Source organism: Anabaena sp. UHCC 0399 (assembly GCF_034931465.1).
GTDB classification, from domain to species: Bacteria; Cyanobacteriota; Cyanobacteriia; order Cyanobacteriales; family Nostocaceae; genus Trichormus; species Trichormus minutissimus.
In genome coordinates this window covers 10,910-36,955 of the sequence record NZ_JAYGGZ010000065.1, presented here as the reverse complement: position 1 = coordinate 36,955, position 26,046 = coordinate 10,910, and the positions used below count along the sequence as shown (strand labels likewise).

Sequence of the window (26,046 nt, the reverse complement as noted above, 5' to 3'; positions counted from 1 at the left end):
CTCCGATCGCAATAACATTATCTAATGTATCAGAAGATTTTTAAATTCTTTCCCTTACACCCCTATACCCCTTCCCCAATGGCATATATAGTCGAGTTTTACAAAAAAATCTATGGTTTCTGCTAGACGAGTTTATTTATTATTACTTTTGGGTTTAGCGATCGCTTTCCTATTATCCGTTTCATAGTGTAGCTTAATGCGTTTCTGTTGTTTGTTGGCGATCGCCTACGATGGGTCGGAGCATCGTCGCATCATCAAATTCCCAGATTCCTGACTTGTCCAAAACATCAGGAATCTAACCGCATACATCCTAATTCCCCTCACAGTCCCAAATCTACAGCAATACAATGGGCGCACGCAAACCCAGAAAACGCCACTGCATTCAACCCCTGATCTGGAAATATACTATCTCCCACATAATAAAGCCCTGAAATTATTCCTACTGAAGCACCCTACTAACTCAGCACCAGCTAAACGCCGCACTACAGCTAACAGCACTCCTCAAGATGAACGCACTTCAGAAACAGTAACAATTTTTTCGTCCCGGTTGAGTTGCAGGATACTTTCCCCTTTAGCATCTCTGGGCAAAATCGGTACAGTGTCTGTAGGTATTCGCACTACACGGTCTTTGTTCGTCACGATCGCCACTTCTGACGCTGCGATCGCACTCACCATCCCAGCCAAATTATCTGTTTTAGTCGCAAATTTTATGGCTTGCGTCCCCAAATCAGCACGGTTAGCTGACTTTAGCTGATTCAGAGGTAAGCGTTTGGCATATCCTTCTTCCGTTACTAATAATAGGTGTGTGGCTGTTGATGAACTCACACAGCCAACCATGTGCTGATATTTCAGGATGCGTAATGCTTGTAAACCCATCGCCGTTCGTCCCATCATGGGTAGTTGTTCGTCGTTGGCTGGAAACCGCAGCAACCGCCCCCCAGAACTAGCTAAAATCAAGTGTTCCCCAGACTTGATGAATTGTGTCAATAACAATTCATCGTCATCTTTGAGTTTAATAATCGTAATTCCCCGCCGTGTCAGGTTAGTAAGTTCTTCTAAAGACAGACGCTTAATTCTTCCCTGTTTAGTCAAGAGAACAATTTGCTGAGTTCCTAAATCTGTTGGGAGTATAAAGCGACTAACCACAGGTTCTTGAGTCCCTTGAGCTGTACTTGTCAGCATGGTAATCAGAGGTGTTCCCCGTGGTGAACGTCCTGTAGTGGGGGGAATATCTCCGATTTTGACTGGGTAGAGCTTACCACCATTGGTCAGCACTAATAAATCTTTGTGGGTGTCGGTTAACTCGGTTTGGATAATGAAGTCATGATCATTTAAACCGTTTTCTAATTTGGACTTTTTCCCAGATAGCTGAATCCGACGAACATAACCCCGGTGAGTAGATTCTAAAATCACTTCCTCTAGCGGTTCGGCTGATTCTGGTTCTACTTCTACTTTGCTTGAGCTTTTTTGTCCGTCTGCACTTTTACCTTTTGGTACTTCCTCTGTAATGGTAGCCCCTAACTTAGTACGTCGGGAATCGCCGTATTTCTTTTTGAGCGATCGCAAATCTTTTTTCAAAGCCTTGAGTAATTCCTTGCGATCGGTCAACAGGTTTTCCAGTACAGCAATTTGTGTGCTGAGTTCGTCAAACTCACGCTGTAAGTTCTGCTGTTCTAAACTCGTGATCCGACGCAATGGCATTCCTAAAATAGCATCAGCCTGACTTTCGCTTAAATCTAGTCGGCTACACAGACTAATTTTAGCTGTGCTACCATCGGCGGCTTGTCGCAAAATTTCGATGACTTCATCCACATTGGATAAAGCTTTGAGTAACCCTACAACTGTATGCAGCCGACTTTGTGCCTTCTCTAACTCATAGTTGTAACGGCGGTTGAGGGTATGTTCTCGGAACTGCAAAAACTCTAATAAAAGTTGCCGCAAACTTAACTGGCGGGGTTGTCCATCGACTATCGCCAACAAAATTGCCCCAAAGGTAGTTTGCAAGGCGGTTTGGTGATACAAATGCTGGAGAACTTCTTGGGGGTTAGTATCGCGTTTGAGTTCGATGACAACTCGCATCCCTTCGCGATCGCTTTCATCCCGAATGTCAGAAATACCATGTAGGCGACCGTGATTTACTAAGTCAGCCATTTTTTCAATCCAGCCGGCCTTATTGACTTGATAAGGCAATTCCGTGATCACAATTGCTGTTCGCCGCTTGCTACCTCTACCGCCGGGAACTTCCTCAACTGTGGCGACTCCCCGCAAGACAATCCCACCTTTACCAGTGATATATGCTTCGCGAATGCCCGTATCACCAATTATTTCCCCACCAGTGGGAAAGTCAGGCCCCGGAATTAAATTTATGAGCTTTTCATCTGACAAATCAGGTTGGTCAATTAGGGCAATCAACCCATCAACAATTTCCCCTAAATTATGAGGGGGAATATTTGTCGCCATCCCAACAGCAATGCCGGAACAGCCATTGAGCAACAGAAAGGGCAACTGTGCAGGTAAAACTGTGGGTTCTTGCTGGGAATTATCGAAGTTGCCAGCAAAATCTACAGTTTCTTCGCCAATTTCTGTCAGCATCCCTTCATGACCAATTGATGCTAGACGGGTTTCTGTGTAGCGCATCGCCGCCGGTGGGTCATTATCAACGCTACCAAAGTTGCCGTGTCCTGCTAGTAAAGGGTAGCGACTAGAAAAATCCTGCACCAGTCTCACGAGGGCATCATAAACAGCCTGATCGCCATGTGGGTGGTATTTACCCAAGACATCCCCTACCACACGGGCGCATTTCCGGTAAGGTCTATCGGGTGTTAAGCCAAGTTCGTGCATAGCGTATAAAATCCGCCGATGCACTGGCTTTAAACCATCACGAACATCTGGTAATGCCCGCCCCACAATCACACTCATGGCATATTCTAAGTAAGACCGTTGCATCTCCGTGTGCAGGGCTGTTGTAATTACCTGTCCCTTTGAGAGAAGGTTTAACTGTTTTGCCATGAGTTTTTTCCCTGAGATTGAACTACACAAAAATCGGTGTTACTAAACAATGCAGCAAACAAAGCATAACGGATGAAATGGGATTAATAACACAATCTTGATTATCAGAGCAGAAAAAGCCGTAGTATCATCCTTGATGACGAGTAGCTACATACATTATTAAAAAGGAGACAAGTCGTTTAATCAAATGATTATCCATCTTTACCGATCTAACTCCAATACAGTTCCATACTCAAGATAATTGCTATGATTGGGTTCTTTAATTTTGACTTTTGACTTAATCTGTTCCCTTTACCTCCATAAATAAAATTCCCATGAAAACTGTTTTGATTGTTGAAGATGATCTGATTAATGCTCGCGTTTTCTCTAAAATTTTGACCAAGCGGGGCGGTTTAGGGGTTAAACATACTGAAAATGTAGAAGAAGTAATAAAAATTGCCCAGGCAGGAGAGGCAGACCTCATTTTAATGGATGTTTCTCTATCTAGAAGTGTTTATCAAGGCAAATCTGTAGATGGGATTAAAATCACCCAAATGTTAAAGTCTGACCCCCAAACTGCAAATTTACCTATAATCTTAGTCACAGCACACGCGATGGAAGGCGATCGCGAAAATTTCCTCAAGCTCAGTGGTGCTGATGGGTACATTTCTAAGCCTGTTGTAGACCATCAACAGTTTGTTGATCAAATCGTGGCACTTCTCCCTACAGACAACTAATGAAAACTTCCGACATTTTCTGAGGAATATTCATTCACTAATGTTTTTAGCGAACAATTACGCCTCTATAGTATATATGTACTACAATTAGTCATAATCAGCAAGTGAGTAATGAGTAATGAGTAATGAGTGCTGAGTGCTGAGTTGGGAGTTAGGAGTTGTAAAGACCCTCTACTGTTTTGTTTTTAGGTATTATTCAGCATTCAGAAGCAGCAAGTCAGCAGAGAGTGGAGGAGAAAGGAATACTCACTACTCACTACTCACTACTCAGCACTCAGCACTCACAGTTATCTTGGTGTTTCTCGCTGTTCCAAGGCGGCTTGAATGCGGGGTAACTCTAGGAATGTTTTCGTATCAGACAGTAAGCGATCGCCCCAGAGATTTTCTTTGAGAAAATCTAAATCGGCATAGCGTTGATCAATGCGAAGGGCAGTTTCTCCCAAGGTTACACCTTGTTGGCGATCGCCTTTGGCGTATAGGGCTACGGCTAGAGCTAATAATGGTTCTGCGGCTTGCTTGTCAATAGCGACAGCAGTTCGCCAGCGTTTAATTGCTTCGTCAACTTTACCCTGTTCGTATTCAATTAAGCCAATATTGTTAATCGCTGGCCAGAATTTCTGATCTTGAGCAACAGCTTTGTTATATTGAGCGATCGCATCAGGTAAGCGTCCAACCATATAGTAAGCATTGCCTAAATCAAATAGCCCTTCAGGATCGTTGGGTTTTAACTTCAAGCCTGCTTGGTAGTTTTCTATCGCTGCTGGATATTTTTTCTGTTGAAAATTAGCTGAACCCAAAGCAAATAAAACGTCTGGATTTTTAGGATTCAGGGATTTGGCCTTGTTCAAAGCTGCGATCGCTGCATCATAATTTTTGGTTTGCAGCTGCAAGCCACCCAAAAGAAACCAAACTTTGTCATTACGAGGGGCTAACTGACTAGCTAGTCTAGCTCGCGGTAAAGCCAACTCAAACTGCTGAAACTGTCCCAGTTGAGCAGCTTCTTGTGCTAAACCCAACCCCTGCTGCTCCAATTTTGCAGCATCTAATTGCAAAGCATGAGGTATCAAAGCCTGGGCTTGAGCAGTTTTTGGCGTACTCCACAAACCACAGACAACTAAAAGAGAAATTAACCGAAAGTATTTAGGCACACTACCGCCTCTTAAATCACATATCAAATAATCTTTCAGCTAGCTTAAACGATATCCGCTTGAGGTGGAAGGCAAATTTTACAGTCGTTAGCACTGGCGGACTTAAGAGAAAGGGAAAGAAGGGAGACAAGGTAGACAAGGGAGAATTTCACCAGTCCCCATTCCCTATTCCCAAATCCATGACTTTTTTCATGTGTCAATTAGTAAATACACGTGACTTTATTCACTTATAAAATCACTACGGCTGGCTTGATAATTGGTGGCATAGCCGGATATTTTCCCTATACCGGAATCCAACATATAGCAACCACAGTACATAAAAGGAGACAGTTTCATGTTGAAACTAAACCGTGCAACTATCCTATTAGCTGCTACTTTAATATTTGCTCCTATGGTAATGGCTACACCAGCCCAAGCACAAAGCAGAAACCGTCATAGACAGGTGTACCAAAGAAGAGACTCTTATCAAAGAGTAGTTAGACTTCGTAATGGTGACTATCGACTGCCCAATGGACAGGTAGTTACATCTAGAAGAGTAGTCAGATTTCGTAATGCTGGTTATTGGAGACTTCCTAACGGAGATGTTATCCTTCCTACTCAAGAAATTGTGCCTGCTAGAAGGTTAGTTAGACAAAGCAACGGTCTGATCAGACTGCCAAACGGAATCACAATTAGACTCTAAATAGTTAACACTGGTGTAAACAAAGTTTCACAGCAAGGAGATACCAGGTTACAGTTCTAGTATTAAAAAACTAGCTCTGTAGCCCTTTTTTAAATACAATCAATTACAGGAAAATCCCACAACCTATGCGGAGAATATCCTTTAGACCCCTACATTTATTTTTAATACAGGATGAGAAATGACACTTGAGACATCAAACCCTGTAGACTCACCACCATTAGTTCCACAGACGAAAAAAAAAGTCAGAAATAATTGGCTATCTTGGTTAATTGGTTTTAGTCTGTTAGGTGGTATTAGCTACACAATTTATTACCAAGTAGCTGTTAGCCCCCAACAGCAAGCAAGGCGCAGAGTCCTGACACAGCCTGTAGAAAGACAGACTTTAACAATTACAGTTTCCGCTAATGGAACTGTTAAACCAGAACGATCTATTAATCTTAGTCCTAAAAATTCCGGCATTCTCAAAGAACTATTAGTTAAAGAAGGGGATATTGTCAAACAAGGGCAAATTTTAGCTTATATGGATGATTCCAACTTGCGAGGGCAACTTGTCCAAGCACGAGGACAACTAGCACAAGCTGAAGCGAATCTACAAAAAGCCCAAGCAGGTAATCGTCCCCAAGATATTGCCCAAGCCCAAGCACAATTAGACGAAGCCCAGGCTAATTTACAAAAAGTTGAAGCAGGTAATCGTCCTCAAGACATTGCTCAAGCCCAAGCACGTCTAGCCAGTAGTCAAGCTAACTTGCAAAAGGCAGAAGATGATTTTCGCCGTAATCAGGAACTTTACAACGCTGGAGCGATCGCTCTCCAGATTGTCAACCAAAAACGCGCCGATCGCGATAGCGCACAAGCTCAAGTTAACGAAGCCCAGCAAGCATTAGCACTACAAAAAGCCGGGTCACGGTTAGAAGACATTGCACAAACACGCGCTGTAGTCAAGCAAAGACAAGAAGCCCTCGCACTGCTCAAAGACGGAACACGTCGAGAAGATATTGATGTAGCCCGCGCCCAGGTTATGTCTGCCCGTGGTTCGCTGCAAAATATTCAGTCTCAAATCAATGACACCATACTACGTGCCTCTTTTGATGGTTTAGTCACACAAAAATATGCTGACCCTGGTGCTTTTGTGACACCAACCACCTCTGGTAGTGCGGTTTCTTCCGCCACCTCTTCTTCAATTTTGGCTTTGGCGGCGACAAATGAAATAGTAGCCAATTTATCAGAATCAAATGTGGCTAAAATTAGCTTAGGTCAAAAAGTCACAATTAGAGCTGATGCCTACCCAGGCAAAACCTTTACAGGTGAGGTGAGTCAAGTTGCAGCTCAAGCTACAGTCGAGCAGAATGTTACTAGCTTTCAAGTTAAGGTCGCACTTACCGATCCAGAAAGATTATTGCGATCGGGGATGAACGTAGAAGCAGACTTTCAAGTCGGTCAGTTAGAAAATGCCTTAGTTATACCAACAGCCTCTGTGGTGCGCCAAGAAAACGCGACGGGGGTATTTGTCATGGATGCAAATAATCAACCAGTGTTTACTCCTGTTGAAACTGGAGTGACAGTCAATAACTTTACGGAAGTGAAATCTGGACTAACGGGTGACGAGAAAGTTCTGCTCAGTTTCCCACCAGGAACGCGAACACAATCAAGACCAAGAGGTGGAATACTTCCGGGGACAGGAGGTGGTGGCCGTCGTTCTAGATAATGTTGCACCTTAAATCTTGCTAGGGGTGTAGGGGTCAAACAGGCTTTATGTATAAATTTTATTAGTAAAAAATTATGGTTCAGGGTTTTTATAAAACAGATAATCCTCGTGCAGTGCCATTTTTAGAAATTTTGTCAATGGCAACAGAAACCCTGTGGAGTAATAAATTACGCACAGGATTGACCATGTTGGGTGTGATTATTGGGATTGCTTCTGTGATTGCGATTACTTCTGTAGGGCAAGGAGTACAGAAGAATGTAGAGCAACAGATTGAAGCTTTGGGAACAAACGTGCTGCAAATCTTTGCAGGGGCAGCTAGAAGTGGCAACATTAGTCGGGGTGTCGGTTCTACTAGCACCTTAACTTGGGAAGATGCTAAAGCGATCGCACAACAAGCACCATCGGCTGAGATTGTTTCTGCTTACTTACAACGAAACGCACAAGTAGTTTATGGCGGTGAAAATACTTCCACTACCATCTACGGCACAGATTTAAAGTATTCAGATGCTAGAAATACTTATCCCCAAGCAGGAAGATTCTTTACTCAAGAAGAGCTAGATGCGGCTGCACAGGTGGCAGTAATTGGGCCGACAGTGCAGCAAACGCTATTTGGGGCAAGAAGCAGCCCTATAGGTGAGAGAATCAGGATTCAGGGAGAAGCTTATGAAGTCATTGGCATTATGGAGGCGAAAGGTTCTCAAGGCCCGACGGATCGAGATGATCAAATCTTCATCCCATTGACAAGTATGTCAAAGCGACTGGTAGGGAACAATTCCCTCACTGGTATTTCCGTGAATGGCATTTTAGTCAAAGCTAGCAATCAGGAACAATTAGAAGCAGCACAATTCCAAGTCACCAACCTCTTACGTCTGCGTCACAATATATATCCGCCCCAAGCCGATGATTTTCGGCTAACAAACCAAGCTGATATAGTCAGTACATTTACGAATGTCGTAGGTTCATTTACGATTATGGTCGTAGCGATCGCAGGCATTTCCTTAGTAGTTGGGGGGATTGGGATTGCCAACATCATGCTAGTTTCCGTTGTGGAAAGAACTAGGGAAATCGGCATACGTAAAGCAGTAGGCGCAACTAATTCCGCGATTCTCAATCAATTTTTAGCCGAGGCGATCGTTATTTCTATTCTTGGCGGCTGTGTAGGGATAGGTAGCGGAGTTTTAATCGCCTTTGCTGCTGCTAGTATTTTTAAATTTCCCTTTGTGATTTCCGGCTTATCAGTCATTATTGGCTTCAGCCTCTCATTAATTGTTGGCTTAGTAGCTGGAGTAATTCCCGCCAGGAACGCCGCCAAATTAGATCCTATTACAGCTTTACGTAGTGATTAAGAGTGCTGATTTAGGAGTGCTGATTTAGGAGTGCTGATTTAGGAGTGCTGAGTTAGGAGTGCTGAGTTAGGAGTTAGGAGTTAGGAGTTAGGAGTTAGGAGTTAGGAGTGTAAATTTATATAGTTTGTCTAGTCGTAATTACTTTGTTTTTTTTGCTGTTTTTGTCGAGCAACAGAGATGCGAAGACCACCAATAATTTTTGCAACTTCTTCTGCTTGAGTTAAAAGTTGATTAAATTGGACTTGATTAAGATAGCGGATATCGAGAGCTACATAAAGTTGAGAACGTAATTCTGCACATGATGACTTAGCTATGGAAAGAAACTGATGAAATTCTCCTAAATGACTTCTTTCAAAGCCTTCGGCAATATTAGACATGATAGAAACTGCTGCTCTTTGTATCTGTCCCGATAAACCAAAATCTTTAGCAAACTGACCTTGTTGAGTAACTTGATAAATATCCTGAGTCAAAATTCTTGCCTTTTGCCAAGCTATCAAATCCTCAAATCGCTCAACTTTACTCATTATAATGACTACTCAAATCTCAAAATCAATAACTGTGATAACTCACAACCCACAACTCACAACTCACAACTCAGCACTCAGCACTCAGCACTCAGCACTAAATTATGACCACAATGATTTGGATGGATGCGATTACTAAAACCTACCAACTTGGAGAAGTTCAAGTTCCCATACTCAAAGGTATTCAACTGGGGATTGAGGAAGGGGAATATGCTTCCATCATGGGTGCATCGGGTTCTGGTAAATCTACACTCATGAATATTATGGGATGTCTAGATCGCCCCAGCAATGGCGACTATATTTTTGAAGGTAGAAATTTGACTACTTATGGTGATGATGAATTAGCCTACATTCGCAATCAAAGAATAGGTTTTGTATTTCAACAATTTAACTTACTATCACGAGCCACGGCGTTAGAAAATGTCATGTTACCAATGGTTTACGCTAACATACCCAAATCCAAACGCCGCCAAAGAGCATTGGAAGCTTTAGAAAGAGTAGGATTAAGAGAACGCATTTCCAACCGTCCCAATCAACTTTCTGGTGGACAACAACAACGGGTAGCGATCGCTCGTGCTTTAGTCAATAGGCCAGCATTAGTTTTAGCTGATGAACCTACAGGTGCGTTAGACACTGAGACTTCCTACGAAGTAATGAACTTACTAACAGAACTAAATCAGCAAGGCATCACAATTGTCATTGTCACCCACGAGCCAGATATTGCTGCCCAAACCCACAGAATCATCCGAGTTCAAGATGGTTTAATAGTCGCCGATCGAAATTCCCAACTTTCTGCTGGCTCATAAAACTCCGCGCCCCTCTGCGCTAACCTCCGCGCCCCTCTGCGTTAAAAAACTCTCCTAAACTTTACTCTCTAGAGGCTGATTCACAGGCTTCGTTGCAACCAACCTTCTACCGTAGCCAATAGCAATCAACCCCGTCACATACATAAACAAACTATAAACTGCCGCCGGCACTGCCATATCAGGATTATTGAGTAGTCCGGCGGTAATGGCGATCGCCAGCGTACCATTTTGTAGACCAACTTCAATAGCAATGCAGATTTGCTGAGGAGGATTCAGCTTAAATAGCTTGCTAATACAAACCCCTACAAACATAGAGACAACATTCAACAGCACAACGCCGACTCCCACTTGCACAATAAAACCAGGGAGACGATTCCATTCGCGAACCAGCAGTATAAGAATAATTGCAGCGAGTAAAGCGATCGCCAAGCGACTAGTCACTTTTTCCAGACGACGTGCTATTTCTGGAAATATCTGCCGTACACCCATTCCCAAACCTATAGGCACAAGCGTAATAAGAAAAATTTGTAGTATTGTTGAACCAATAGGTAAAGCGATCGCCGCAGTTTCTCCGATGAAGTGCTGGAAAGCTAGGTTAGCGAACACCGGAATTGTAAATACTGTAATCACACTACTAACAGCCGTGAGAGTGACTGAGAGTGCAACATCACCCTTAGCCAGAAATGTAACGACATTCGACGACACCCCACCTGGACACAACGCCACGATCATTAACCCCATTGCGATCGCAGGTTGCATCGGTACAACTTTAGCAATGACAAAACCAATAATAGGTAAAAAAACTAACTGACTGATCAAGCCAATTGATACAGCTTTAGGATACTTCCTGACACGTTGAAAATCTTCTGGTGCAAGAGATAAACCCATCCCTAGCATCATGATAGCTAAGGCTATAGGTAAGATAACAGCCGTAAAAATGCTTGCTTGCATAATAAATTTTGTATTAATTACCCCTGAGTTAAAATACAACAAAATTAAACCCCTGCGATCGCACTTGCAAAGGTTAACTTCTCGCAAATATTTGCTTTTCTCTCTGTGTCTCTGTGCCTCTGTGGTAAAAAATAATTTCTTCAACCACAGAGACACAGAGACACGGAGTTAATTGAGTAGACTAAAATTTTATAGCAGCAACACAGTAAATGATTTTGCGTCCCACTAGTTAGTGTTAAACAAAATATTTATTCCTACAATATTTTTAACGATTGATATTCCTAGGCAGACCACCAATACTTTTCATAGGTCAATATTTATGATTGCGTACATAGAAGTTCCCATTATTGGTAAAGTGAAGCACCCAACCAGATGGCTAGTTGGATTGTTAGCGGCTGGGACTTTGATTGTTGGTACAACTAGCTACAGCCTGATCAATGGGGGAACGAATAAAGATGATGTAACACAACTGACTGTACCTGTAGAGTCCAAAAATTTTACCCTGCGGATTACAGCCAGTGGCAAGGTTGTACCAGTTCAAAGTGTCAATATTAGTCCCAAAAACCCTGGTGTCTTAGCGGAGTTATATGTAGAACAAGGCGATCGCGTCGAGAAGGGACAAATTATTGCTCGGATGGATGTAGGTGATATCCAAGCCCAAATTGCTCAATACCGCGCCAATTTAGCCCAAGCTCAAGCCCAGTTAGCGGAAGCCCAATCGGGGAGTCGTCCCCAAGAAATGGCTCAGTCTAGAGCGCGTTTAGCCCAAGCTCAAGCCCAGTTAGCAGAAGCCCAAGCGGGTAGTCGTCCCCAAGAAATTGCTAAAGCCCAAGCTCAAGTAGATGCAGCCCGCGCTAAGGTAAATTACACATCTGAACAAGTCAAGCGTTATCAATACCTCTACGAACAAGGCGCAGAGAGAAAGCAATTACTCGATCAAGCCATTAGTGAAGACAACAGTGCCAAAGCCAACTTAGTAGAAGCACAAAAACAAGTCTCACTTCTCCAAAGTGGTACTCGTAGCGAAGTCATCGCCGCTAGAGATGCTGCTGTGACAGAAGCACGCGCGGCATTTGTACTATTGGAAGAAGGTAGCCGTCCTGAACAAATTGCCCAACGCCAAGCAGCAGTGAAAGCCGCTCAAGCACAGTTAGCAGGATCACAAGTGAGGTTGCAAGATACGATTATTCGCGCTCCTTTTGCTGGGGTTGTCACCCAGAAATACTCTAACATTGGAGCTTTTGTGACTCCGACAACTTCCGCCTCAACCAGTGCATCGGCAACTTCTAGCTCAATTGTAGCTGTAGCCAAGGGTTTGGAAATATTAGCTCAAATCCCCGAAGCAGACATTGGGCGCATCAAACAGGAACAGCGAGTAGAAATTGTCGCAGATGCTTATCCGGATCAAGTTTTTCAAGGTCGTGTGCGTTTGATTGCTCCGGAAGCAGTGGTAGAACAAGGTGTGACATCCTTTCAAGTACGGATAGCTCTTGATACTGGTATAGATAAGTTACGTTCTGGCTTAAATGTGGATCTGACCTTTCTGGGCGATCGCGTCAATGATGCTTTATTGTTACCGACCGTAGCCATCCTGACCGAAAATGGCAAAAATGGCGTGTTAGTACCCGATGCCAAAAATAAACCCCAGTTTCGAGAAGTGACTATTGGCGCACAAATCCAAGACCAAACCCAAGTTATATCAGGGTTACAAGCAGGCGATCGCGTATTTATAGATTTGCCCAAAGACTACAAAATCCAAAAGGCACAAGAAAAAACAAATCGTTGACATCCTCACCGCCCTGAAAGTGCGGTGATTCCTAAACCTCACGATTTAGGTTTCTGTTTCTTTCCATTGCTGGATTTTCGCAACTGCCCTTTAGACTTATGCCTATCCGGTCTTATGTTCGCTCCACAGACTGTAACGGTGTGTCCCACCGCCAAAATATTTTTCGCGGCGTTGATATCCCGGTCGTGGTGCGTCCCACATTTGGGGCAGTCCCACTCTCTGATATTCAACGGCAGTTTATCAAGAAGATGCCCACAGTTCCCACAGCGTTTAGAACTAGGAAACCATCGGTCAATCTTCACCAAGGTTCGACCATACCACTTTGCTTTATAGTCCAGCTGTCTCACCAATTCACTCCATGCAGCATCACTAATGGCACGAGCAAGTTTGTGATTTTTGACCATATTTTTAACTGCCAAGTCCTCAACTACTATCGTTTGGGTTTCACGAATCAGTCGAGTTGTCAGTTTGTGGATATAGTCTTTTCTGGAATCAGAGATTTTAGCTTGAAGACGAGCAACTTTGAGTCTTGCTTTGTCTCGATTACGAGAGGCTTTTTGTTTACGGCTCAAAGACTTTTGGGCTTTCCTCAACTTTTGATAGTGCTTGTCAAACGCCTTGGGGTTAGCAATCTTCTCTCCTGTACTCAGAGTAACAAGAGAGCTAATTCCAACATCCAACCCTACAGCACTATCAAGCGGCTGGATGGTTTGGTCAGTCGGATCATTGATTCGCAAACTGACAAACCAGCGTCCAGAAGGTTCAAGCCTAACTGTGATGGTGCTAGGTTCGCACATGATTGGAAGTCGCCTAGACCATTTAATTGGCAATGGTTCGGAACACTTTGCCAAGTAGACCTGCCCATCTTTCCACCGGAAAGCAGACTTAGTAAACTCTGCACTACCACCACTGCGTTTATTTTTGAAGTTGGGGTACTTCGCCCTACCCGCAAAAAAATTAGTGAAAGCAGTTTGCAGATGTCTCAAGCCTTGTTGCAGTGGCACACAACTAACCTCGTTCAAAAACTGGAGGTCTTCAACTTTTTTCCACTGCGTCAGCATGGCAGAAGTTTGAACGTAGTCAACTCGTTCTTGCTTCTCATACCAAGCTTCGGTTCTCTCTGCCAAAGCTCGGTTAAAAACCAACCGCACACAACCAATTGTCCGGCGCAATATTTGTTCTTGCTCGGTGGTTGGGTAAAAACGGTAGCGATAGGCTTTTTCCATACTTCACATTCTACTGTATTCCATGTAAAGCCGTCCTAGAAGGACGGGGTTTCTACCCATTTTTCTGATGAACTTCCTAGAAAGTATGCAAATGGCAGGCAAAACCCTGCTAGCTAATAAACTACGTAGTGCGCTCACTATGCTAGGTATAGTTATTGGTAACGCTTCAGTAATTGCCATGATTGGGATTGGCGAAGCCGGACAAAACTTTGTCAACAAAGAACTAGAATCCTTGGGGCCAAACGTATTATTTGTCATTCCGGGAAATCAGGCAACTGAACGCATTTCTAGAGAACTGCCAAAGACTTTAGTATATGAAGATGCCACAGCGATCGCTAGTCAAGTACCTACTATTGCCAACGTTACTGCGGAGTTAAACACTAGGCAAGTAGTTACTTATAGTAATAGAAATACCGATGTCAACATTATCGGCACAACGCCTAATTTCTTAGTAGTGCGAGACTTTGAAGTTGCTCAAGGCAGATTTTTTAGCGACGTAGATATGAAGCGCAGCAATCAAGTTGTCGTCATTGGCGGCAAATTAGCCAACAGACTTTTTGGTAATAGTAACCCTGTAGGGCAACAGTTAAGAATTAAAAACGCTAGTTTTCAAATTATTGGAGTATTAGAAACTAAAGGTTCAAGCTTAGGTGTTGACTACGATGATTCGGCTTTAATACCCGTGTTTACGATGGCTAACCGGATTGTGGGGCGGACTTCTCCCTATGGATTGGAGTTAACTTACATTGTCGCCTCAGCCAAAAATACCGAAAGTGTCGATGCAGCCGTCTTTCAAATCACTAATTTGTTACGTCAACGGCACAAACTCATTGGCGAAAATGACTTTACGATTAGAACTCAAAAAGATGCTTTGCAAACAGTCGGGCAAATTACTGGTGCATTGACAATTATGCTAGCTGCGATCGCCGGTATATCATTATTTGTTGGTGGTATCGGCATCATGAATATTATGCTCGTTTCCGTCACCGAACGCACCCAAGAAATCGGACTGCGGAAAGCCATCGGTGCTACTCAGCAAGATATTTTACTGCAATTTATGATTGAATCCGTGATTGTCTCAGCAATTGGCGGCTTAATCGGGACTGGGATTGGTGTTGGTGGCATTTTGTTAGTAGCAGCCGTTACACCCCTAGAATCAGCATTATCTCCCGTAGCGATCGCCTCAACTGTTGGTATTTCCGGCTGTATCGGATTATTTTTTGGTGTTGTTCCCGCTAAACGTGCTGCTAAACTCGATCCAATTGTGGCACTCAGAAGTGTTTAGTTTGCAGCGTCCAAGATTGTTTTGAGACCCTTGACTAATCTTGCCATACCTTCTTGGACAGTATCTTTTTGCAATGCACCATAGGCTACTCTCAGATAGCAGCCATGATTCATGCCAAAAGTTGTGCCGGGAATGACGGCTATTTGATGTTGCTCAATCAGCTGCTTGACTAATTCAAAAGCATCTATTTGGGTATGAACTTTGAGGAAGAAATAAAAAGCACCATCAGCAGGAGTGATAGTACATAAGTCTTGTAATTGTTTAAGGTGTTCTAAAACTAATTGCCTAACTTGCGCGATCGCACCAATATTTGCCTGTAAATACTCTGGTTTAGCTTGCAATGCTCCCAAGGCTGCATACTGGGAAACCACTGGCGGACAAATCAAAATTGTATCCTGGACTTTTTTAATGGCCACAAGCAGGTGTTTGGGTATCACCATATAGCCTATTCGCCAACTAGCAAAACCATAAGCTTTGGAAAGACTAAAAAGGGAAATGGTATACTCACTAGTGCCAGTAAATGCACCAGGAGACACGTGTTTTGTGCCATCATAGGTAAAGTATTCATAGGCCTCATCACTGATGTGATATATATTGCGATCGCTACAAATTTGATTGACTTGTTGCAATAACTTTTCCGAATAAACCACACCTGTAGGATTATTTGGTGATATCGTCACAACTGCCCGTGTTTTGGGTGTAATAGCTTCTCCGATCGCTTCTGGAAGCAGTTGATAATTTTCATCAGTTTCGACTAACACCACACGACAACCAGCCATAGTAATTGCCATTTCATGGTTGAAGTAATAAGGTGTATTCAAAATAATTTCATCACCAGGAGAAGTAATAGCGAGAATAGCATTCATAAATGCCATATTGCTTCCCGCAGTTACTACAATGCAATTTTCTGTATTGATTTCAATCCCATTAAATGTTAATAGCTTTTTTGCTAATGTAGTTAACAAGGAAGGAATACCTTCAACCGCTTTATATAAATTATTAGTAGGTTCAGCCAAAAATTTCGGCAAAAGCTCAATGGCCTCCGGTGGTGGACTATAGGAAACTACACCCTGTCCTAAAGAAATCGTACCAGGAGAATTTTTAATTAATTCCCCAACAAGAGGAATAATTGGCGATTGTACCGCCTGCATTCGCGAGATTAAGTGATTCATTAGTTATTAGTGATTTGAGTAGTGGCGTGTTAGCGATAGCGTAACGCATCTTCCATTTGAACAGGTAATGCTTGTCTCTTCTTCTATAGCTTTTCCTAATCACATGAGTTCTCTCATAGTCTCCTCCTCGCTTGCGGGGAGGGGTGCAGTATTTATGCCTCACTCAACCAAAAAACGCTATATACTGAATAAACACACAACAACCTAAAAAATTATTTTCTAACTGCTTGAACTAAAAACATCCTCAATCATTCTGAAGAAACAACAACTCTGGTTTCTCAAAGAAACTGGACTGATAAAGTCTTACAAGTCAAATAGTATTTATATATTCAATCATAATTTTTTCGCCCTGACCAAAATTAGCGTGAGTAAAACATCCCAAGGAATAATGTTAAATCGTTTGAAAATTGGCTCTAAAATTGGAGCAGGATTTGCCATGAGTCTATTAATATTAAGTGCAATAGGTTTGATATCTTATAAAAGTACCAAAGAACTAATAACAGCTTCACGTAAAGAAAGACATACATATAATGTACTTAGTAAAATAGAAGGACTAAGTACCCAATTGAATAAAGCTGAAACTGGACAAAGAGGTTACATTATTACTGGAGAACAGCGTTATTTAGAACCTTATCTAGCGGCGACAAAATTGCTGGAAAAAGAAATTGCTGACCTGGAAAATCTCACGTTAGATAATCCCCAGCAACAGCGTCGTCTTGATAAGTTACAGCCACTAATTAATCAAAGAATAACTATTCTGAAAGAAGTGATTGATTTGCGGCAGAAACAAGGACTAGATGTGGCGCGTCAAGCTATGCTTACAGATCAGGGACGTAATCTGATGATAGAAATCAGTAACCTGAGCCAAACAATGAAATTAGAGGAATTAAGACTATTAGAGTTGCGCACAAATCAAGCACAGGCTGCTGCTAATCGTACACTAGCTAGTATTACTTATAGTATTCCTTTAGTATCTTTCTTATTGGCTTTAATTGGGTTTTTGTTGACTCGCCATATTTCCACGCCACTTAAGCAAATTTCTGATGCCTCAGAAACTATGGCCAATGGCGATTTATCAGTCAGTTTGCCAAATAGCGATCGCCTAGATGAAATTGGTGTATTGACACGCACCTTTAACCAAATGGTAGCAAATCTGCGAATCAGTACCACAAAAAATGAGGAGCAAAATTGGCTTAAGTCTAATTTGGCTGAATTTACCCAAATTCTTCAAGGACAAAGACAACTAGAAAGCTTATCAAGGTTGATTTTATCTAAACTCACACCACTGGTTGGCGCACAACAAAGTGTATTTTATGTAATGGATAAAATGCAGCAAGAGCCTGTACTTAAAATGTTAAGTAGCTACGCTTATAACGAGCGTAAACATCTATCCAGCCAGTTTCGTTTGGGTGAGGGACTAGTAGGGCAATGTGCCTTAGAAAAACAAAGAATTTTATTAACAGAAGTACCTCAAAATTACATTTATATAAATTCGGGATTGGGTGCATCTTTACCACTCAATATTATTGTATTACCTGTTGTTTTTGAAAACGAAGTAACTGCCGTGATTGAACTTGCTTCCTTGGGGCAATTTAATAAATTACAGTTGATATTTTTAGAACAATTTGCTGAAATAATTGGGGTATTTATCAATAATATTGCGGCTAACATACAAACTCAGACTTTACTGGAAGAATCTGTAAGTTTAGCCAATGAGCTAAAAGAAAACAACCATATTTTAGAACAACAAACACAAGAATTAGAAACCTCAGAATTACTCCTCAAACAGCAGCAGGAAGAATTGCAACAGTCGAATGAAGAATTACAGCAACTCAATGAAGAATTAGAAGAGAAAGCTGAATTACTAGAAGTACAAAATCAAGAAGTCGCCCGGAAAAATCAAGAAATTGAAAAAGCTAGACAGTCTTTAGAAGAAAAAGCCAAGCAATTATTTTTATCTTCTAAATATAAATCTGAATTTCTCGCTAATATGTCTCATGAGTTACGCACACCACTAAATAGCTTGTTAATTTTATCCAAGCTTTTAGCAGATAATGTTGCAGGTAATTTAACTAATAAACAAATAGAATATAGTCAAACTATCTACTCTGCTGGTACTGATTTATTAGAGTTAATTAATGACATTTTAGACCTAGCAAAAATTGAATCAGGAACTTTATCATTAGATTTAGAGGCAATTAAATTTGTAGATTTATATAATTATCTCGAACGTGGTTTCTCTCAAGTTGCTGAAAATCAAGGATTGAGTTTTGCCATTCAACTAGGCGATAACTTGCCCCCAACAATTGTTAGTGATGCCAAACGCCTGCAACAAATACTCAAGAATCTTTTATCTAATGCCTTTAAATTTACTGAAAGGGGAGGCATAACTTTAACAATTAGTATGGCTGCACTCAATGCTGGCAATCCCATGATTGCCTTTGCTGTTAGTGATACAGGTATCGGTATTCCAACCGAGAAGCAACAGGTTGTATTTGAAGCATTTCAGCAGGTAGATGGTACAACCAGCCGTAAGTACGGAGGTACAGGTTTAGGCTTGTCTATTAGCCGCGAACTAACACAGATGTTAGGCGGTAGGTTAGAACTTGTCAGTCAACTAGGCCAGGGAAGTACCTTTACACTTTATCTACCCCAAACCTATCCCAGCACTGGAGAAACTCAGCCTCTTACTGCATTACCTCCAGCACCTATTCTGCGAGAAACCCCCATAGAAAAGCTAATCGAACCCTCACCCAGCCAAATCCCAGACGATCGCCAAAAAATTCAGCCAGGCGATCATGTGTTGCTAATCGTCGAGGATGATGAAAAATTTGCCCGCATCCTCCTAGAAATGGCACAGCAAAAAGGTTTTAAGGTCATAGTTGCGCTGCAAAGCAAACAAGCTTTAGCCTTAGCGGAACAGTATCAGCCAGAAGCAATTACCTTAGACATAAATCTGCCAGATATAGACGGGTGGACACTGTTAGATCGATTAAAACACAATCCCCAAACTAGACATATTCCAGTCCATATCATGTCTGTAGATGACAGACAACAACGGGGTTTAAAGTTAGGAGCAATCACTTACTTACAAAAGCCTGTATCAACAGAAGCACTCAATCAAGTATTTACTGATATGAAAAGCTTTATTGCGCGGAAAGTCAAACATCTTCTAGTGATAGAAGATGATCCGGTGCAAGCTCAAAGTATTATCGAACTCATCGGTAATACAGATGTGCAGAGTACATCTGTGGGTACGGGAACAGCCGCACTAGAAATTTTAAAAACCCAGCAGTTTGATTGTATCGTCTTGGATTTAGGTTTGCCTGACATGACTGGCTTGGAACTGATTGAATACATCAAGCAAGAACCGAACCTCTTAAAACTCCCAATCATTGTTTACACAGGCAAAGAACTCTCTCGTCATGAAGAAACCCAACTTAGAAGACTAGCAGAGACAATTATTATTAAAAATGTGCGATCGCCTGAACGATTGTTAGATGAAACTGCTTTATTCTTACATCGAGTCCAAGCCAACTTACCCCAAGCCAAACGCCAAATCCTCGAACAACTGCAACAAGCTGATCCTGTGCTAGCTAATCGCAAAATTTTGATTGTCGATGATGACCTCAGAAATATCTTCGCCTTGACTAGCCTGTTAGAAAGTTATCAAATAGAAGTTCTGTTTGCTGAAAATGGGCGAGACGGGATTGAGAGACTACAAGCCAACCCTAATGTTGATGCCATCTTAATGGATGTGATGATGCCAGAAATGGATGGCTATGAGACTACCCATTACATACGCCAACAACCACAATTTCGTACCCTACCAATTATTGCCCTCACCGCCAAAGCCATGCCAGGCGATCGCGAAAAGTGCATCGAAGCTGGTGCTTCTGATTACATCACTAAACCCGTAGATACAGAACAGTTGCTGTCACTACTCAGGGTTTGGTTGTATAAATAATATTTTTTTCAACTAAGTCGTGGGAGTCCCCACCCTCAACTCTTAGTAGGGTGAGGAGGGATAGCGGGTAATGAGGAGTCTTGCCTACGACCATTCTTGAACGCAGTGAAAGCAGGGAGTAGGTGAGCGACGAATTACCAATTTCATAATCTTCACAAAAGCATCTCATGTATTGAGGTATTATAAGCTTATGAAACAAGTCCTCACAGTATCCTGCAAAATCCAAGTTACGCCTGAACAAGTTGCCAAAATTGATGCTACGTTGCAGGCTTTCGCGGATGCTTGCGAATATGTGAACAAAACTGCACCACCAACTTTGGTAAACGAACTGGCGATGCAGTCCTTGGTTTATCACGATGTCAGGGCGTTGTTTGGATTGTCTTCTCAGTTGGCTATTCATGCGGTAAGGAGAGTATCTGGAAATCGCAAGACTGCTAAACAAAAAGGAAAGCCAGTTATGGGTTTTGCGCCGACTTCTGCCACCTACGACGTAAGAACATTCAGTTTTCGAGAAAAAGACTGGACAGCTAGCTTGACGTTGATTGGTGGTAGAGAAAGGTTTGTTCTTGCCATTGGTAACTACCAAAGAGGATTGTTGAAGGGACAAAACCCAAAAACAGCGACTTTGGTAAAACGCAATAATGGCGCGTACTACCTGAATATTCAGCTTGAATCTGAGCCGCCAACATCGGAAGAAACTGATAAGGTATTGGGTGTTGACCTCGGACGCACAGACATTGCAGTTACTTCCGACGGAGATAAATTCAGTGGACAAAACATAACGAAGATTCGGGATAAACACGCCAGAGTTAGAGCGCAACTCCAATATAAAGCTGCGAAAGGCACAAGAAGTAGTCGGCGGAGATGTCGAGAACTTCAGCAACGGTCGTCGGGTAAAGAGAGGCGATTCCAAACTCACATTAATCACGTTACCAGCTACCAAATTGTTAAGTCTGCCAAGGATAATAATCAGATGATTGCCTTGGAAGAATTGACCGGAATCAGAGAACGCACAAACACCTTGCCCCGTAGTAAACGAGAACGGCGACTTTCTAATAGTTGGAGTTTTTATCAGTTACGGCAATTCATAGACTACAAATCGATTAAGTTTGGCGTAAAGTTGATTTTTGTTGACCCAAGATATACAAGCCAAACTTGCCACAACTGTTTGCACATTCATCCCGTAAAGGGTGAATCGTATCGCAGTGGCAAGAAGTTTGTTTGTGGTAATTGTGGGTGGATTGGTGACGCTGATTTGAATGGTGCGAAAAACATTTCTACAATTGGGGCTGTGATTGTAAACCAGCCTCGTGGCTCAGGATTATCTTGTAAGCTAGAAGTGCGAAAAATTGAGTACGTGCAACTAAGCTTATTTGATATTTCTAGGGCTTCTGAAAGCTTCCACCTCAGCCGTTAGGCAGGTGGGAGTAGTTTACACGCCCTCCTAGAAGTGAATCACCCCCTAAAAATTAGGGGGATTTTTATTTTTTGAATGGCTCTCCCGTAATGACATAGGATTGCTATATATTTTGCAATCATGACTATGATTTTGCCTAAACCCAGCTTAGAGGACATTGAAATTCAGTTGTTATTGGAAGGGTTATACCAGTATTACGGTTACGACTTCCGTAATTATGCCCTGGCTTCCCTCAAACGAAGGATTCACAACTTTATGTACTCTCAGGGTTTAAAGAATATTTCTGCATTACAAGAAAGACTACTACACGATCGCACCTGTCTGGATCGCTTTTTAGTGAATCTTACAGTCAATGTGACATCAATGTTCCGTGATCCCAGTTTTTATCTGTCTTTTAGAAATAACGTAGTACCACTGCTGAGAACTTATCCCTTTATTCGCATCTGGCACGCTGGTTGTTCCACTGGGGAAGAGGTCTATTCAATGGCAATTGTACTACAAGAAGAACATTTATATCATCGTTGCCGCATATATGCTACTGATACAAATGAAAAGGTATTGCAAACTGCTAAAACTGGGATTTTTTCTCTCAAACTCATGCAAGAGTATACTCAGCTTTATTTGAAAGCAGGCGGTAAGAAGTCTTTTTCAGAATACTACACCGCAGCTTATGACCATGCGATTTTTCGCGCCTCATTAAGAGACAATGTCATCTTTGCCCAGCATAATCTCGCCACTGACAGTTCTTTTAATGAATTTAATGTCATATTTTGCCGCAATGTTTTAATATACTTCAATCAGATACTACAAAAACAAGTACATACATTGTTCCATAACAGTTTGTGTAATTTTGGTATTTTAGGTTTAGGCAGGCAAGAATCACTCAGATTTACGCCCTATGAGCAATACTATGAAGAAATAGCTAAAGGTGAAAAGCTTTACCGGAGGCTAAATTAGTGTGCTTTAAAATTGTAGTGATAGGAACTTCTTTAGGAGGGTTGTCGGCTTTACAAAATATCCTAGGTAATTTACCTAGCAATTTTCCAGCAGCGATAGTCATTGTGCAACATCGTCACAAAGAATCTGACGAAACTTTCAAGGTATTACTCCAAGAATACACAGTATTGCCTATCCAGGAGGTAGAAGATAAATATGAAATCATCCCAGGTAGAGTCTACTTAGCACCAGCAGATTATCATTTATTAGTTGAACCTGGTTATTTTGCGCTTTCTATTGATCAACCGGTTTCTTATGCTAGACCATCCATAGATGTGCTGTTTGAATCAGCAGCTGATACCTACGCAGAACGAGTCATTGGTCTGATATTGACAGGGGCCAATCAAGATGGTAAACAAGGCCTCAAAAAAGTAAAAGCACGGGGAGGTATTACCATCGTACAAGAGCCAAGTACAGCCCAAAGCCCAATTATGCCTGCCGCAGCTATTGCCGATCTGGCAGTAGATTGGATTTTGCCGCTACCAGATATTTCTCATTTACTAGTCAATCTTTGTCACTCTACAGGGAACTGAACTTATGCAGCCCGAACCCAAAGTAAACATCCTCCTGGTGGATGATAAGTTGGAAAATTTGCTGGCACTAGAGGCGATTTTGGAGCGTTTGGGTGCGAATCTAGTCAGAGCGACTACTGGCGAGGAAGCTTTAAGGTGTCTGCTGCATCAAGATTTCGCCGTCATTTTGTTGGATGTGCAAATGCCAGGGATGGATGGTTTTGAAACTGCCACCCTAATTCGTAGCCGGGGGCGATCGCGTCAAACTCCGATTATCTTTTTGACGGCATTTAGTACCAACGACCAAATGCTATTTAAGGGTTATGCTTTAGGGGCTGTGGATTATCTGCTCAAACCCATAGACTCGAATATTTTGCTGTCTAAAGTGACGGTATTTGTAGAACTATTTAAGAAAACTCAAGCAGTCCAAAGTCAAGCAGCTCAACTCACCGCCATGAATGCCGAACTACGGCAAAGTAAGGAAAGATTTTGTTCTTTGAGTACCTGTTCACCTGTAGGTATTTTTGAAATTGACACAGAAGGTTTATGTAAATATACTAATCCTCGTTATCAGGCAATTTGTGAATTGAGTGCTGTAAAGAGTCTGCAAATAACATGGTTAGAATCAGTTCATCCAGAAGATAGAGAAAGAGCGATCGCCAGTTGGTCTACATATATTCAACAAGGTACTGATTATTCCGAAGAATTCCAGTTTCAAACAACTGATGGTAGTTTGCGGTGGGTACAAGTGCGTTCTTCGCCTATGATCTCTAATCAAGGCGAATTATTAGGCTATGTGGGGACTTTAGAAGACATTACCGCCCGTAAACAAGCCGAAGAAATCCGCGATCAAGTTATTCGGGAACAAACTGCTAGACAAGAAGCAGAAGCCACAAATCGAATGAAGGACGAGTTCTTGGCGGTGTTATCCCACGAACTCCGCACACCCCTAACCGCGATGTTGGGCTGGTCAAAAATCCTCCGCGCCAAAAAATTAGATGAAAAAGCTACAGCCCGTGCCTTAGAAGCAATTGAACGGAATGCTAACACTCAGGTGCAGCTAATTGAAGATATTTTAGATATATCTAGGATTATTCGGGGTCAGCTGAGGCTCAATTTCTGTGCTGTCAATCCCATTACTGTGATCGAAACAGCTTTAGAGGTAGTGCGACCCCTCGCGGAGACAAAAGGAATTAAATTATGTACTGCCCTTGATGCTACCTTGGGTTCAGTCTGTGGCGATCCGGCTCGTTTGCAGCAAATTATCTGGAATCTCCTCACCAACGCTATTAAATTTACACCCGAAGGTGGTCAGGTAGAAGTACATCTAGAAGGTGTAGAATCGGAAAGCTTTATTCAAGATGAACTCTTATCGACAAAAGACGAGCGTCAGTCTTCCACTTCTATTGCTTTGAGTATTCCTAAATCTTCTGTTTGCGCTCAAATCAAAGTTATCGACACAGGAATTGGGATTGATCAGAAATTTCTTCCCAACGTATTTGAGCGTTTCCGGCAAGCAGACAGCACCACCACGCGATCGCACAGTGGACTAGGTTTGGGACTTTCGATCGTCAGGCATTTAGTAGAGTTGCACGGCGGCAAAATAGCGGCGGACAGTCCCGGAGAAGGGCAAGGTGCAACTTTCACTGTACAGCTACCACTGATTTACACAGGTAAAGAGATTTTTGGTCAGCCAAAAGAAAATATTCTGGCTCTTAATTCTACTCCCCTCGAAGGCATCAACGTATTAATTGTTGATGATGAAACCGATACCCGTAATTTCTTGGTTTTCTTGTTGGAAGAGTATGGAGCGATCGCCGATATTGCCGCATCAACTGATACAGCTTTAGCACTGATTGAACAATCAAAACCAGATATTCTGATTAGTGATATTGGAATGTCAGGACAAGATGGCTACACTCTGATTCGGAAATTACGCGGTCTTGAAGCACAACAGGGAGGCAATATTCCAGCGATCGCTCTCACTGCATTTTCTCGTGAAGAAGACCGTCTGCAAGCTCTCAAAGCTGGGTTTCAACAACATATCTCTAAACCTGTTGACCCCAATAAATTAATTGCTACAGTCACTAGGCTGCTACAATTACCGTCTTCAGTTTCCATGAGTTAATGCGAATGTACTGTTAAAAAAAGGCGGAGTTATCCGCCCTAGATATTCACCATTCTTGATAATCAGATATTTTCGATTATCTGATATGGATATGAAGAATATATGACAAAAATGTGGCATTCTCTTCTCTAAAGAATCTTACTGGAAAAAACTGATGAGAATGATATATTTCTTATTAGTCTACTGTAGTAGAAAATTTTTTTTACAAAAGTTTATATATAACTCTCATGTAGATATATAAAAATTTGTAACCCGTGCTGTATTTTACAATAATTAACTAGTTTTTTATAAAAATATCAAATTTATTAATTACTTATGATGGTAATATTTTTTTCTAATTGATATAGAATACAAAAATTATATTACTACAGCGATTCTTACGCAGCTTTTAGACTTATATTTATCACACTCAAGACCTAAACATAAGTTTACAGAACCTTTGCAATACTTAATTAATTTATAATTAAAAATATTTAATATAGATTAAAAAAAATAACTAATATCATAAATTATGAACTTTATCAGGCAATATTAAGAGTAAGCTTAATTATTGAAACCTAGTTGAAAAGTTAAGTAAATAAGCCACAAATAAACTTAAAGAATCATTAGTATTTCAGATAATTACTTCTTTTAGTGTTAATGGCTAATGATTAAAAGTTGAATTGTGCTA

Annotated in this window: 18 protein-coding genes; 12 read left to right on the top strand and 6 right to left on the bottom strand. The window is 41.7% G+C overall.

Annotation, left to right across the window (positions count from 1 at the left end):
• Positions 1 to 501 precede the first annotated feature (501 nt).
• Positions 502 to 3,009: a DNA gyrase subunit A gene (gyrA, locus tag VB693_RS25725; RefSeq protein WP_323268727.1), complete on the bottom strand. Its 2,508-nt coding sequence runs from the start codon at positions 3,007 to 3,009 to the stop codon at positions 502 to 504.
• Between the two features lie 314 nt (positions 3,010 to 3,323).
• Here gyrA and VB693_RS25720 point away from each other — a divergent pair, with 314 nt between their 5' ends.
• Positions 3,324 to 3,725, top strand: a complete 402-nt coding sequence (locus tag VB693_RS25720) for a response regulator (RefSeq protein ID WP_323268726.1) — start codon at positions 3,324 to 3,326, stop codon at positions 3,723 to 3,725.
• Between the two features lie 287 nt (positions 3,726 to 4,012).
• Here the strand turns inward: VB693_RS25720 and VB693_RS25715 are convergent, their stop codons facing one another.
• Positions 4,013 to 4,873 carry a tetratricopeptide repeat protein gene (locus tag VB693_RS25715; RefSeq protein WP_323268725.1) on the bottom strand — a complete coding sequence of 287 codons (861 nt, stop codon included), beginning with the start codon at positions 4,871 to 4,873 and terminating at the stop codon, positions 4,013 to 4,015.
• 334 nt (positions 4,874 to 5,207) lie between these two features.
• On the opposite strand from VB693_RS25715, the gene VB693_RS25710 reads away from it, so the two are divergent.
• The 3 genes from VB693_RS25710 to VB693_RS25700 all read left to right on the top strand — a co-directional run bounded on the left by VB693_RS25710 (position 5,208) and on the right by VB693_RS25700 (position 8,606).
• Positions 5,208 to 5,555: a hypothetical protein gene (locus VB693_RS25710; protein WP_323268724.1), complete on the top strand. Its 348-nt coding sequence runs from the start codon at positions 5,208 to 5,210 to the stop codon at positions 5,553 to 5,555.
• A gap of 178 nt (positions 5,556 to 5,733) precedes the next feature.
• Positions 5,734 to 7,260, top strand: a complete 1,527-nt coding sequence (locus tag VB693_RS25705; RefSeq protein ID WP_323268723.1) for an efflux RND transporter periplasmic adaptor subunit — start codon at positions 5,734 to 5,736, stop codon at positions 7,258 to 7,260.
• Between the two features lie 74 nt (positions 7,261 to 7,334).
• Positions 7,335 to 8,606, top strand: a complete 1,272-nt coding sequence (locus VB693_RS25700; RefSeq protein ID WP_323268722.1) for an ABC transporter permease — start codon at positions 7,335 to 7,337, stop codon at positions 8,604 to 8,606.
• Positions 8,607 to 8,734: 128 nt separating this feature from the next.
• Here VB693_RS25700 and VB693_RS25695 read toward each other — a convergent pair whose 3' ends face one another.
• The gene (locus VB693_RS25695) at positions 8,735 to 9,130 is read right to left on the bottom strand and encodes a four helix bundle protein (protein WP_190695295.1); all 396 of its coding nucleotides are present in this window, start codon (positions 9,128 to 9,130) and stop codon (positions 8,735 to 8,737) included.
• A 104-nt stretch (positions 9,131 to 9,234) separates the two neighbouring features.
• On the opposite strand from VB693_RS25695, the gene VB693_RS25690 reads away from it, so the two are divergent.
• The gene (locus VB693_RS25690) at positions 9,235 to 9,936 is read left to right on the top strand and encodes an ABC transporter ATP-binding protein (RefSeq protein ID WP_323268721.1); all 702 of its coding nucleotides are present in this window, start codon (positions 9,235 to 9,237) and stop codon (positions 9,934 to 9,936) included.
• Between the two features lie 54 nt (positions 9,937 to 9,990).
• Here the strand turns inward: VB693_RS25690 and VB693_RS25685 are convergent, their stop codons facing one another.
• On the bottom strand, positions 9,991 to 10,887 hold the full coding sequence (locus tag VB693_RS25685) for a bile acid:sodium symporter family protein (RefSeq protein ID WP_323268720.1): 897 nt from the start codon (positions 10,885 to 10,887) through the stop codon (positions 9,991 to 9,993).
• A 319-nt stretch (positions 10,888 to 11,206) separates the two neighbouring features.
• On the opposite strand from VB693_RS25685, the gene VB693_RS25680 reads away from it, so the two are divergent.
• Positions 11,207 to 12,673 (top strand): efflux RND transporter periplasmic adaptor subunit, encoded by a 1,467-nt coding sequence (locus VB693_RS25680; RefSeq protein WP_323268719.1) that lies wholly within the window; start codon positions 11,207 to 11,209, stop codon positions 12,671 to 12,673.
• 38 nt (positions 12,674 to 12,711) lie between these two features.
• On the opposite strand, the gene VB693_RS25675 is transcribed toward VB693_RS25680, so the two are convergent.
• A complete protein-coding gene (locus tag VB693_RS25675; RefSeq protein WP_323268718.1) occupies positions 12,712 to 13,899 on the bottom strand; it encodes an RNA-guided endonuclease TnpB family protein in 1,188 nt (395 codons plus the stop codon).
• A gap of 67 nt (positions 13,900 to 13,966) precedes the next feature.
• Between VB693_RS25675 and VB693_RS25670 the strand changes: the two genes are divergently transcribed.
• Positions 13,967 to 15,184, top strand: coding sequence for an ABC transporter permease (locus VB693_RS25670; protein ID WP_323268717.1), 1,218 nt, complete (start codon positions 13,967 to 13,969; stop codon positions 15,182 to 15,184).
• Here the strand turns inward: VB693_RS25670 and VB693_RS25665 are convergent.
• Complete coding sequence (locus tag VB693_RS25665; protein ID WP_323268716.1) at positions 15,181 to 16,356, bottom strand: pyridoxal phosphate-dependent aminotransferase; 1,176 nt, start codon at positions 16,354 to 16,356, stop codon at positions 15,181 to 15,183. The genes VB693_RS25670 and VB693_RS25665 overlap by 4 nt on opposite strands.
• 388 nt (positions 16,357 to 16,744) lie before the next feature.
• Between VB693_RS25665 and VB693_RS25660 the strand changes: the two genes are divergently transcribed.
• The 5 genes from VB693_RS25660 (at position 16,745) to VB693_RS25640 (ending at position 25,376) form a co-directional block, all read left to right on the top strand.
• A complete protein-coding gene (locus VB693_RS25660; RefSeq protein WP_323268728.1) occupies positions 16,745 to 20,323 on the top strand; it encodes a response regulator in 3,579 nt (1,192 codons plus the stop codon).
• A 190-nt stretch (positions 20,324 to 20,513) separates the two neighbouring features.
• Positions 20,514 to 21,740: a transposase gene (locus VB693_RS25655; protein WP_323268715.1), complete on the top strand. Its 1,227-nt coding sequence runs from the start codon at positions 20,514 to 20,516 to the stop codon at positions 21,738 to 21,740.
• Between the two features lie 126 nt (positions 21,741 to 21,866).
• Positions 21,867 to 22,697, top strand: coding sequence for a protein-glutamate O-methyltransferase CheR (locus VB693_RS25650; RefSeq protein ID WP_323268714.1), 831 nt, complete (start codon positions 21,867 to 21,869; stop codon positions 22,695 to 22,697).
• Entirely contained in the window at positions 22,697 to 23,269 is a 573-nt protein-coding gene (locus VB693_RS25645; RefSeq protein WP_323268713.1) for a chemotaxis protein CheB, read from the top strand. Before VB693_RS25650 ends, VB693_RS25645 begins: the two co-directional genes overlap by 1 nt.
• 4 nt (positions 23,270 to 23,273) lie before the next feature.
• A complete protein-coding gene (locus VB693_RS25640; protein WP_323268712.1) occupies positions 23,274 to 25,376 on the top strand; it encodes a response regulator in 2,103 nt (700 codons plus the stop codon).
• Positions 25,377 to 26,046 lie beyond the last annotated feature (670 nt).